This window comes from Mesorhizobium sp. M2C.T.Ca.TU.002.02.1.1 (genome assembly GCF_003997225.1).
Genome location: NZ_RZTO01000105.1, coordinates 1 through 11373, shown reverse-complemented (window position 1 = coordinate 11373; position 11373 = coordinate 1). Strand labels below are relative to the sequence as shown.

Genomic DNA, 11373 nt, shown 5'->3' with positions numbered 1-11373 from the left:
GTTGGGCACGACGCCCGAGCCCTCGGCCGCCACGGCGCCCGCCAGCCACTCGCTCTTCTTGACGCCGCCGGCGAAATCGCGCGGCGTGTGGCATTCGCCGCAATGGCCGGGACCCTCGACCAGGTAACGCCCGGCCAGCACCTTGTCCGGCGTGCCGCCGGGCAGCGCGATCACCGGGTCCGGGCTGAGATAGAGAAGCTTCCAAAGGCCGATGCCGCGGCGGATGGTGAAGGGGAAGGACAGCTTGTGGTCCGGCGCCTTGCCGGCAACCGCCGGCAACGTCTTCATGAAGGCATAGAGATCGGCGATGTCGGCCGGCTTCATGCGCGCATAGGACGCATAGGGAAAGGCCGGGTAGAAATGCTCGCCGGAAGGCGAAACGCCCTTCAGCATGGCGTTGGCGAAGTCCTCCTCGCTCCAGGCGCCGATGCCGTCCTTCCGGTCTTGCGAGATGTTGGGCGGAACGAAGGTTCCGAACGGCGTCTTCAGCTCCAGGCCACCGGCGAGTTCGAGGCGGGCGTCGCCCTGGGCGCCCGGTTTGGCGTGGCAGGAGGTGCAGCCCCCCGCGTAGAAGATGCGCTTGCCCTTGACGGCGTCGCCGGGGCCGAGTTGCGCGGTGGTGCCGGCGTCCAGCCTGACCGGCGCCGACAGGACCCAGCCGGCGACCGCCCCGGCACCGCCAAGCACGATGACGGCGCCGACAAGCTTCCTCAACCAGGCCATCGTCAGGCGATCAGCCCTTCTTGACCCTGTAGCTCTGATGGCAAGCGCCGCAATCGCCGCCAAGCGTGTTGAGCTGCGCCTTCAGACCATCGACATCACCCGGCGGTGAGGCGACTGCTTCCTTGGTGTTGGCCAGGAACTTGTCCTCGGCGGCCTTGAAGCCGGCCATATCTTCCCAGATCTTCGGCGCGGCCGTCGTGTCGCCCTTGTCGGAGCCGGCAGGGAAAAGCTTTTCGGCATCGAACTTCTCGGCATTGGCCTGCAGTGCCTTCAGCGTCGTCAGCACGGCGGCGGCATCGAAATCCTCCTCGCCCTTGACCACTTTGGACAACTGGCCGGCGAGCTTGCCGCGCTCCTTCATCAGGGCCTGGCGATCCTGAATCGGATCGGCAACAGCGACCGAACCGGCAAAGGCAAGCATAGAGATGGCGAGGACAAGCTTTCTCATTCAATTGGCTCCGTGGTGAGGAAGGAGAGTACGCGACTGAACGTTAACGGACGTCACAACGGGATTATTCCCTCTCGCCGTGACGATTTTGCCTGCTGGCTTGCCGTTTCCATCGCCCGAAAAGAAAAGCCCCGGCATGCCGGGGCTTTTCAGTAAGATCGATCAGCCTTTGGCCTTCTCGTAGAGTTCCAGGACATGGTCCCAGTTGATGAGGCTGTCGACGAAGGCCTCGAGGTATTTCGGCCGCGCGTTGCGGTAGTCGATGTAATAGGAGTGCTCCCAGACGTCGACGCCGAGGATCGGCGAGCCGCCATGGACCAGCGGGTTCTCGCCGTTCGGGGTCTTGGAGATTTCGAGCTTGCCATTCTTGACCGAGACCCAGGCCCAGCCGGAGCCGAACTGGGTGGTGCCGGCAGCGATGAAATCCGCCTTGAACTTGTCGTAGCCGCCGAGGTCGCTGTCGAAAGCCTTCTGCAGCGCGCCGGGCAGCTTGTTGCCGCCGCCGCCCTTCTTCATCCACTTCCAGAAATGGATGTGGTTGTAGTGCTGGGCGGCGTTGTTGAAGAGCCCGGCGTTCTTGCCGAAGGACTGCTTCACGACCTCTTCGACCGACAGGTCGCCCATTCCGGCCTCGGCGGCCAGCTTGTTGCCGTTGTCGACATAGGCCTTGTGATGCTTGTCGTGATGATACTCCAGCGTCTCCTTCGACATGTAAGGCTGCAAGGCCTCGTAGTCATAAGGCAAAGCGGGCAACTCAAAAGCCATTGATGGTACTCCCTCGAGGAAAAAAAGTCCGGTGATACTACCGAGCTAAGATAGGTCTGGAATGGATCGGGGCAACTCCGGAATGGAGCGCCGAGCGACTTTTTAGAGCAATTCCGGGAAAAGTGTGAAACGGTTTCCGCCCGGAATTGCGCAAAACAAGGAGATGGAGCGGTTCGCCGTTTCCGCGAAACGGAAAAACGCTCCGACGGCTCAGGCGGCGGACGCCGAATGCGCCCATTCCCAATAGAGCTCACGCGCCTTCTTAGCCACGGGTCCGGGCTGCAGGTCGCGGTTCTCGATGCGGGTGACCGGCACGACCTTGGAGTGGTTGCCGGTCGAGAATATCTCGTCGGCTTCGAGGAAATCGCGAACCGAAAGCGTCTTCTCGATCGTCCTGAAGCCGTAGTCGCCGAGCAGGTTGATGGTGCGCGAGCGGGTGATGCCCGACAGGAAGGTGCCGTTCGGCGCCGGCGTCATCACATGGCCGTCCTTGACCAGGAAGATGTTGGAGGTTCCGGTCTCGGCAACGTTGCCCAGCATGTCGAGCACCAGCGCGTTGTCGAAGCCGCGGCCCTTGGCTTCCAGGATGGCGCGGCCATTGTTGGGGTAGAGGCAGCCCGCCTTGGCGTTGGTGGGCATGGTCTCGATGGTCGGGCGGCGGAACGGCGAGACCGTGACCGAGAAGCCGGATGGCGGAATCATCGGCGCCTCGTAGAGGCACAGGCAGAAGCGTGTCGAGTCGGGGTCGGCCGGCACGCCCATATAGCCGCCATGCTCGGCCCAATACATCGGCCTGATATAGACCGCGGTCTTGCCGTCGAATTTCTTCAAGCCGTCCCAGGTCAGGCCGACGATCTCTTGCGTCGTCATCGAAGGCTTCAGGCCAAGCGCGGTCGCGGAAGCGTTGACGCGAGCGGCGTGAAGCTCGAGGTCGGGCGAGACGCCTTCGAACCAGCGGCCGCCGTCGAAGACGCTGGTGCCGAGCCACATGGCATGGCTGCGCGGCCCCAGTATAGCGACATTGCCTTCATACCAGTCGCCGTCCACATAGGTCCAAGTCGCGGTTTGCGCCGCCGCCGCCAGTGTCATGTTTGCCGTCCAAATGAGTGATTTCGGGCCGGCATAGGACGATGTTTTCAGGGTCGGCGTCAACCGACATGGCCGAAAATCGTTGAGGCCAGCGGTACTTAACGGCAATCAGCGCTTGCACGGCGCGGCTTGCCGCCGCAAAACTCTTTCCATGCATCATGCGGCCTATGTCTTCGACGCCTATGGAACGTTGTTCGACGTGCACGCCGCCGTGCGCCGCCATGCCGGCGAGATCGGCCCGGATGGCCAGCTGCTGTCGGAAATCTGGCGCGCCAAGCAGCTCGAATATTCCTGGGTCAGGACGCTGATAGGCTCATACGCCGACTTCTGGCAACTGACCGAGCAGGCGCTGGATTTCGCTTTGCGCAAGGTGCCCTCGGCCGATCCGGCGCTGCGGACGAAACTGCTGGAAGCTTACTGGCGGCTCGATTGCTACCCGGAGGTGCCGGCCGTGCTGAAGGCGCTCAAGGCCTCGGGCGCGAAGCTCGCGATCCTCTCCAACGGCTCGCCGGAGATGCTCGACGCGGCGGTCAAATCCGCGGCGCTCGACCAGATCCTCGACGACGTGTTCTCGGTCGATGCGGTCAAGCGCTTCAAGACCGACCCGTCGGTCTACGACATGGTGGTCACCAACTGGCGGCTCTACCCGGGCGCGGTGTCTTTCCAATCGTCCAACCGCTGGGACGTCGCCGGCGCGACGAAATTCGGTTTCCGCACGGTCTGGATCAACCGGACCAACCAGCCGGACGAATACCGCGACTTTCCGCCCGGACTTATCCTGCCTTCGCTCGAGGGCCTCTTGGCGGGCGTCTGAGACGCGTCGGCGACGCCGGTTTGCACGCAGGGCCACACGCGCCTGACACACCTTTTGGTTGCAAATCGTACGTGGCCCTATCATACATAGGGCGATCAACAGTTCTGGGGGAACGGTGCGTGTTCTCAAGCGCCGACAACGTCGTATCCTTCAGCCTCGATGACGTTCCGGTCCAGCATCGCGAAGCGTTCATCCGCGATGTTTGCGGGCGCACCCAGAGGCGGATGGAGGTTTCGCCGCACCGTGACCACACGCTCAAGTTCGATGGCACGACCGTGCTTCTGCCCGATATGATGTGCACGAAAGGGTCGGTTTCCCTCATGGCATGGGAACGGACGGCCGAATTGATGGATGACGGCAACGACGACATCATGTTGTCGTGGAACAGGGGCGGTTCCCACGTCTCGATGCCCGGCCTGGGCGATTTCGCAGCCCGGCCAGCGGTTCCGGCGCTGCTGGCGCTCGATCGCCGTTTCTCCGTTTCCACCGAAGATTCGACCTGGTCGATGGCGATACAATTCAAGCGTTCGCTGGTGACGCCCTTCGTCAGGAACCTGGATGACATCCGCCCCGATTACATCGACGGCAGCAATCCGGTGCATCGCCTGCTGTTCAGCTACCTTTCGTCGCTGTCACCGGACACGGCACCGCCGGCACTGACCGCGCTGATTTCCCGGCATGTCACCGACTTGCTCGTCCTAGCGCTCGGCGCGCGCCACGATACCGCGTCGTCCGGTGTCAGGGCGGCGCGACTGGCCGCGATCAAGCAGCACCTTTCCACCGCATTCCATGAACCGGGGCTGAACGTCGACCAGGTCGCGCGTAAGTTCGCCATCAGCACTCGTTATATCCGCCAGTTGTTCGCCGCCGAGAACACCAGTTTTTCCGATTACCTGACAGAGCTCAGACTGGCCTATGTGCACAGCTGCCTGATCGACCGGCGGCAGGTCCTGCGGCGTATCGCCGACATCGCCTTCGAGGCCGGCTTCGTCGAGCCTTCCACCTTCTACCGCCAGTTCAGGCTTCGCTACGGGACGGCCCCTAACGACGTCCGCCATCTGGCGATGACCGCGGGCCTGCCGGAAAAATAGAGCAAGGGCGAGGCGTCTGACGCCGCTGTTGCTGCAGCGCAACAGCCGCTGCACGGTCACAGCTTCGCCTTTTTCTGTCCACCCTCAGGCCAGAATTGGAACCGCCTATCGCCGCCGACTGTTATGAATGCCCCCGGCGACCTGCCCGCGGATTCATGCTTTCTTGCGAATTAAGACCTAGAAAAGGCAACCATGTCAGACGCTTCCTTCCGCATCAGCCGCCGTGGCTTCCTCAATTTCACGGCCCTTGGCGCTGCTTCGGCCGCCGTGTCCGCCTGCACCACCACCGGTCCGGCCCCTGCTCCCATCCAGCCGCCGCCGCCCACCTATGTCGAGCCGCCGCTCGGCGATTACGAGACGATGTATGGCGCGATGTCGGATAATGGCTTCGACCTGCCGGCCATCCCGGTGAACAAGATCGATCACAGATTCTTGCGCCAGATCGTTCCCGATCCGACCGGACAGCGCCCGGGCACCATCGTCGTCGATACCACCGGCCACTTCCTCTATCTGGTGCGCGAGGGCGGCCAGGCGATCCGCTACGGCGTCGGCCTCGGCCGTGCCGGCTTCGAATGGTCGGGCGACGCGGTCGTGCAGTGGAAGCAGAAATGGCCGAAATGGACGCCGCCGGACGAGATGGTCGCCCGCCAGCCGGAGCTGACGCAATACAGCGCCAAAAATGGCGGCATGCCGGGCGGCCTGAAGAACCCGCTCGGGGCGCGTGCGCTCTATCTCTTCCAGGGCAACCAGGACACGCTCTACCGCCTGCACGGCTCGCCCGAATGGTGGTCGATCGGCAAGTCGGTATCGTCGGGCTGCGTGCGCCTGATCAACCAGGACATCATCGACCTCTACGACCGCGTGCCGACCAAGACGCCGGTCATCGTGACGGCCAATATCGGCGCGCCGGAAGAGGACATGCCGGAGCGCAAGGCGATCCCGATCGACAACGGCGTGCCGACGGGCTCGATCCTGCTCGGCCCGGTGAAGCAGCTCACCAACGAGATTTTCTAAGCGGTTGGGAGACAAGGCGGCGAAGTCACCGCCTTGTCCGTCATGCTTGGACGGGCTGCACGGCCAGGCGCTCGCCCAGATTGATAAAGAACTGCCCGGCGAGTTTGCGGGCGGTGGAATCGATCAGGCGTCCACCGAGCTGCGCGATCCGGCCTCCGACATCGGCCCTGACCACATAGGACAATATCGTGGCATCGGGCCCGTCTTCGGCCAGAGATACGTCGGCGTGGCCCTTGGCAAAACCGGCGATACCGCCTTTCCCTTCTCCGCCGATCGTATAGGCGCGCGGTGGGTCGAGATTGCTCAATTGCACCTCGCCATCGAAGCGGGCCTTGATCGGCCCTATTTTCAGCACGACCGTCGCCGTCATATTGGTGTCCGACTGCTTTTCCAGCGCCTCGCAGCCTGGAATGCATAATTTGAGCGTCTCGGGGTCGTTGAGTGCCCGCCAGACAGTCTCGACGGGAGCCTGAATTCGCTCCTGTCCATTCATATCCATGAGATCACGCCCTTTCCGTTGCTGGTTGATGGGTGCCCCGCTGTCCACGGCGGCGCTCAATGGTGATTTCGGCAAGGATCGACAGCGCGATCTCTTCAGGAGTGATGGCGCCGATATCGAGCCCTGCCGGCGCCTTGACGCGACCCACAGCCTCGGCCGTGATGCCCTGGGCGGTGAGCTTCTCGCGCAGCGAGGCCATCTTGCGGCGGCTGCCGACAAATCCATGATATTCCGCGTCTATCGCCACGGCCTCTTTCAGCGCAGCTTCGTCACCCTTGCCCTGGGTCGAGACGACCACGAAGCGCCGCGCCTGATGAGAGGTGTCGGACGCAAAGCCGTCCACCAGCTCATCCGCTTCCGGAATGGTGTCGAAATGCGCCAGCGGCGCCGCCAGCGTGACATGGTAGCCGAGCGGCCGAGCCTGCTCGACCAGCGCCTGCGCCACCGGACTGGAGCCCAGGACGACAAGAACGGGCCTCGGCAGGACGGGCTCGACGAAGACATCCATGGTGCCGCGCGACGGGCACATGTTCCTGGCGAAGTTGATGCCGTCGCGGTCCTCGCCCGGCTTGACGCCGAGCTCCTGCAAAAGGTTTTCCGGCTGGATCGAGACCAGGCGCGACTGGCCGTCAGCCAGCGCTTCGCGCGCGGCCTTCAGCGTTGCGCCGCGCGCGCAGCCGCCGCCGATCCATCCCGCCTCGATCCGGCCGTCAGGCCGGATGATCGCCTTGGCGCCGGCCTTGGCCGCCGTGACCGACACGGTGCGCACGACGGTTGCGAGGACGAACGGCTCTTCCGCCGCCTTGAGCCGCGACATGAGATCCAGCACATCGACATGGGCGGTCATCTTTGGCTCCGTCACAGCTTGGCCAGATAGGGTTCGAGCGCCGCCAGGCCCTTCAGCGTATGCGCCGGCGCCATGAGGTCGACATGCGGCAGCGCCGCCTTGATGCCGGCGGCCTCCGGCGCGTAGCCTTCCCAGCCCATCATCGGATTGAGCCAGACGATGCGGCGGCAGCGGCGGGCAAGCCGCGCCATCTCGCGGCCGAGCAAAGCGGCATCGCCGGTCTCGTAGCCGTCCGAGACGATCATGACGCAGGTGCGCGAATGGATGACGCGCGCCGCATGGAAGCGGTTGAACGTCGCCAGGCTTTCGCCGATCCGCGTGCCGCCGCCGGCGCCCTGCGCCAGCAGCGAGAGACGGTCGAGCGCGCGTGCCACGTCCTTCTCCTTCATCGCGTCGGAGACATGAGCGAGGCGCGTGTGGAAGAGGAAGGCCTCCGCCTCGCGGAATTCGTCCAGCACGCCGTGGATGAAGCGCAGGAACGTGCCGGTATACATGCTCATCGAGCCGGACGCGTCGAGCAGCACGACCAGTCGCAGCGGCTTTTCCTTGCGCTGGCGCCTGACGAGGCTGACCGGCGCGCCGCCATGGCTGATGTTGCGATGGATGGTGCGCCTGATGTCCAGCCGGTAGCCGCGGCGGCGCGCAAGGTCGCGCCGGGTGAGCCGGGCGCGCATCGCCCGCGCCAGCCGCGCGGCGACCATATGGGCCTCGGCGATGTCGGCGGGATCGGAGAGCTTGCGGAAATCGGTGCCGGCCAGCGTCTCGGCGCGTGTGGCGCCCTCGGAGCGGCCTTCGCCCGAGCTTCTCGCTTCTTCCGGCTGGTCGTTCGAAGGAACCTGGTCGAACGCCTCGCCCGCTCCTTGGCGCTCGGACGCTTTCCGAAGCGACTTGACCAAGGACTTGTTGGAATTGACGGGCGCTCCCGCCGCGGCCGTGCGCGAACGCGCGCCCCTGCGCAGCCAGAACGCATCGAAGATGCCGTCGAATTTCTCCCAGTCCGCCTTGCGGGCCGAGAACAGGTTCCTGAAGGCGGCGCGAAGCAGGCCGGCGCTCTTGCCGTAACCGGCAGCCAGCAATCTGGCGGCATCCTGGCCTTCCTGCAGGCCGACGGTGAAAGAGGCCTCCCGCAGCGTCTTCAGGAAAGCGGCAAGCTTCGTCGAGACCAGGCGCGAGACATCGTCCAGCTCTTCGAGAGTGGGAGGCGTGCCGCAGCAGCTCATGCCACTTTTCCCAGCAACCGGTCGGTGACTCCGCGCGCCATGCGCGCGGAGTCCTCGCGCGTCTTGAGCAGGCACATCAGCGTCTCGTGCACGGTCTCCGGCCGGTCGTGCAGATTCTCGACTTCGAGTCCGACCAGCGCCGCGGCCCAGTCGAGCGTCTCGGCGACGCCCGGCACCTTGCGCAAGTCTTCCTTGCGGATCGCCTCGACCATGCGCGCGATCTGCAGCGATAGCGTCGCGCCAGCGCGCGGGATGCGCGCCATGACGATGCGCGCCTCGCGTTCGGCGTCAGGATAGTCGAGATAGTGGTAGAGGCAGCGGCGGCGCAGCGCGTCGGACAGCTCGCGCGTGCCGTTCGATGTCAGCACCACATGCGGGATGGCCTTGGCCTTGATGGTGCCGAGCTCGGGGATCGACACCTGCCAGTCGGAGAGCAGCTCGAGCAGGAAGGCTTCGAATTCCTCGTCGGCTCGATCGATCTCGTCGACCAGCAGCACGGGCGGCGTCGGGCGGCGGATCGCCGCCAGCAGCGGGCGCTCGAGAAGATAGCGCTCGGAAAAGACCTCATCTTCGATCCGGTCCGGATCGCTGCTGCCCTTATGCGCTTCGATGGCCAGCAACTGGCGCTGATAGTTCCACTCATAGAGTGCTGCCGACTGGTCGAGACCCTCATAGCACTGCAGGCGGATGAGCTCGGTTCCATGCACCGCGGCCAGCGCCTTCGCGACTTCGGTCTTGCCGACGCCCGCCTCGCCTTCGAGCAGCAGCGGCCGCTGCAACAACTGCATGATGGCGATCGCCGTCGCCAGTTCGGCGTCGGCGATGTAGCCGGCCTCCGCGAGGCGGCCGGCTACGGCATCGCGCGAGAGTGAGGCCATCGGCGGACGCTCCTCCACCATCCTTTCCGCCTAGCCCACCGCCCCAAGTTCCCTGGCGGCCTTCCAGTTGCGCCAGTAATCATGCGGCATCTGGATATGCGTGGAGCCGAGGAAGGAGAAGGCGTCGTTGACGGCGTTGGAGAAGCAGGGCACGCCGCCGACATTCGGGCTCTCGCCGACGCCCTTGGCGCCGATCGGGTGATGCGGCGACGGCGTCACCGTATAGTCGGTCTCCCATTTCGGCGTCTCGACCGCGGTCGGGATGAAGAAATCCATGAACGAGCCGGTGGTGACGTTGCCGCTCTCGTCGTAGTGGATCTCCTGCCCCATCGCGATGGCGAAAGCTTCGGTCAGCCCGCCATGCACCTGCCCCTCGATGATCATCGGGTTGATGCGCGTGCCGCAATCGTCGAGCGCGTAGAAGCGGCGGACCTTGTAGACGCCGGTGTCGACGTCGATGTCCATGACGCAGATATAGGCGCCGAACGGATAGGTCATGTTGGGCGGATCGTAATAGCTCACCGCTTCCAGTCCAGGCTCCATGCCGGGCGGTGGTGAGTTGTAGGCGATCCAGCAGATGTCCTTCATGCCGAGGAATTTTTCCGGCAGGCCCTTTACCCGGAAGCCGTCTATGTCCCATTCGAGATCGTCCTCATGGACCTCGAGCTTGTAGGCGGCGATCATCTGCGCCTTGGCCTTGATCTTGCGCGCGGCCATGGCGATGGCGGCGCCCGCCACCGGCGTCGAGCGCGAACCGTACGTGCCCAAGCCATAGGGAGCGGTGTCGGTGTTGCCCTCCTCGACCATGATGTTGTCGGCAGGGATGCCGATCTCGGTGGCGATGATCTGCGCCCATGTCGTCTCGTGGCCCTGGCCTTGCGATTTCGTGCCCATGCGGGCGATACCGGCGCCGGTCGGGTGCAGGCGGATCTCGCAGGAATCGAACATGGCGATACCGAGGATGTCGCAGTTCTTCGACGGGCCGGCGCCGACGATCTCGGTGAAGAAGGATACGCCGATGCCCATGATCTCGCGCGTCTCGCCGCGCTTGAAGGCCTCGCGCTTGGCCGCCTGCTCCTGGCGCAGCTCGGCATACTTCACGCTCTCCATCGCCTTGCGCATGGCGGTGTGATAGTCGCCGGAATCATATTCCCAGCCGAGCGCCGAGTGGTAGGGGAACTGCTCCGGCTTGACGAAATTCTTCAGCCGGAGTTCCGCCGGATCCATGCCGAGCTTCTGCGCCAGGATGTCCATCGCTCGCTCGATGCAGTAGGCGGCTTCCGTCACCCGGAACGAGCAGCGATAGGCGACGCCGCCCGGAGCCTTGTTGGTGTAGATGCCGTCCACGGCAAGATGGGCGACCGGGAAGTCGTAGGATCCGGTCACGATGTTGAAGAAACCCGCCGGCCATTTCGACGGATCGGCGCAGGCGTCGAACGCGCCGTGGTCGGCGAGCACGTGGACGCGCAAGCCGGTGACCTTGCCTTCCCTGGTCGCCGCGATCTCGGCCGTCATATGGTAGTCGCGCGCGAAGGATGTCGCGGTCAGGTTCTCGATGCGGTCCTCGACCCACTTCACCGGCTTGCCGGTGACGATCGAGGCGACCGCCGCGCAGATATAGCCGGGATAGGCGCCGACCTTGTTGCCGAAGCCGCCGCCGATGTCGGGGGCGATGACGTGGATCTTCTGCTCCGGCAGCTTGGCGATCAGCGACACCACCGTGCGGATGACGTGCGGCGCCTGAAACGTGCCCCAGATCGTCAGCTCGCCCTTCACCTTGTCGAAGGAGCAGACGCACTGGCAGGTCTCCAGCGGCGACGGATGCGTGCGGTGATAGGAGATCATCTCCTTGATCGTCACTTCCGCCTTGTTGAAGGCGGCATCAGTCAGCTCCTTGTCGCCGACGGTCCATTCGAAGATGTGGTTGTGATGCTTGCGCGGCCCATGCGCGCCGTCCTTCTTGTCCTTGATGTCCTCGCGCAGCA

The 11373-nt window shown here is 64.4% G+C and carries 12 protein-coding genes; 3 read left to right on the top strand and 9 right to left on the bottom strand.

Annotation, left to right across the window (positions count from 1 at the left end; translation table 11 throughout):
* The 4 genes from EOD07_RS08405 to EOD07_RS08390 form a co-directional block, all read right to left on the bottom strand.
* On the bottom strand, positions 1-723 hold a 723-nt coding region (locus tag EOD07_RS08405), incomplete at its 3' end, for a cytochrome c (protein WP_127235018.1).
* A gap of 10 nt (positions 724-733) precedes the next feature.
* Positions 734-1171, bottom strand: coding sequence for a cytochrome c (locus tag EOD07_RS08400; RefSeq protein WP_127235016.1), 438 nt, complete (start codon positions 1169-1171; stop codon positions 734-736).
* Positions 1172-1333: 162 nt separating this feature from the next.
* Positions 1334-1936 carry a superoxide dismutase gene (locus EOD07_RS08395; RefSeq protein WP_040991319.1) on the bottom strand — a complete coding sequence of 201 codons (603 nt, stop codon included), beginning with the start codon at positions 1934-1936 and terminating at the stop codon, positions 1334-1336.
* Between the two features lie 210 nt (positions 1937-2146).
* Positions 2147-3025 (bottom strand): branched-chain amino acid aminotransferase, encoded by an 879-nt coding sequence (locus tag EOD07_RS08390; RefSeq protein ID WP_073987091.1) that lies wholly within the window; start codon positions 3023-3025, stop codon positions 2147-2149.
* 151 nt (positions 3026-3176) lie between these two features.
* Here EOD07_RS08390 and EOD07_RS08385 point away from each other — a divergent pair, with 151 nt between their 5' ends.
* From EOD07_RS08385 to EOD07_RS08375, 3 genes are all read left to right on the top strand, one after another.
* Complete coding sequence (locus EOD07_RS08385; RefSeq protein ID WP_127235013.1) at positions 3177-3839, top strand: haloacid dehalogenase type II; 663 nt, start codon at positions 3177-3179, stop codon at positions 3837-3839.
* A 119-nt stretch (positions 3840-3958) separates the two neighbouring features.
* On the top strand, positions 3959-4930 hold the full coding sequence (locus tag EOD07_RS08380) for a helix-turn-helix transcriptional regulator (RefSeq protein ID WP_052468338.1): 972 nt from the start codon (positions 3959-3961) through the stop codon (positions 4928-4930).
* A 192-nt stretch (positions 4931-5122) separates the two neighbouring features.
* On the top strand, positions 5123-5944 hold the full coding sequence (locus EOD07_RS08375) for a L,D-transpeptidase (protein WP_040991313.1): 822 nt from the start codon (positions 5123-5125) through the stop codon (positions 5942-5944).
* A gap of 40 nt (positions 5945-5984) precedes the next feature.
* Here the strand turns inward: EOD07_RS08375 and EOD07_RS08370 are convergent, their stop codons facing one another.
* From EOD07_RS08370 to EOD07_RS08350, 5 genes are all read right to left on the bottom strand, one after another.
* Entirely contained in the window at positions 5985-6443 is a 459-nt protein-coding gene (locus EOD07_RS08370; protein WP_127235021.1) for a carbon monoxide dehydrogenase subunit G, read from the bottom strand.
* Between the two features lie 4 nt (positions 6444-6447).
* Complete coding sequence (locus tag EOD07_RS08365) at positions 6448-7290, bottom strand: XdhC/CoxI family protein (RefSeq protein WP_127235010.1); 843 nt, start codon at positions 7288-7290, stop codon at positions 6448-6450.
* Positions 7291-7301: 11 nt separating this feature from the next.
* Positions 7302-8510 (bottom strand): VWA domain-containing protein, encoded by a 1209-nt coding sequence (locus EOD07_RS08360; RefSeq protein WP_127235007.1) that lies wholly within the window; start codon positions 8508-8510, stop codon positions 7302-7304.
* On the bottom strand, positions 8507-9388 hold the full coding sequence (locus tag EOD07_RS08355; RefSeq protein WP_127235004.1) for a MoxR family ATPase: 882 nt from the start codon (positions 9386-9388) through the stop codon (positions 8507-8509). The genes EOD07_RS08360 and EOD07_RS08355 overlap by 4 nt, the downstream gene beginning before the upstream one ends.
* A 30-nt stretch (positions 9389-9418) precedes the next feature.
* A partial coding sequence (locus EOD07_RS08350) for an aerobic carbon-monoxide dehydrogenase large subunit (RefSeq protein ID WP_127235001.1) occupies positions 9419-11373 on the bottom strand: 1955 nt, incomplete at its 5' end.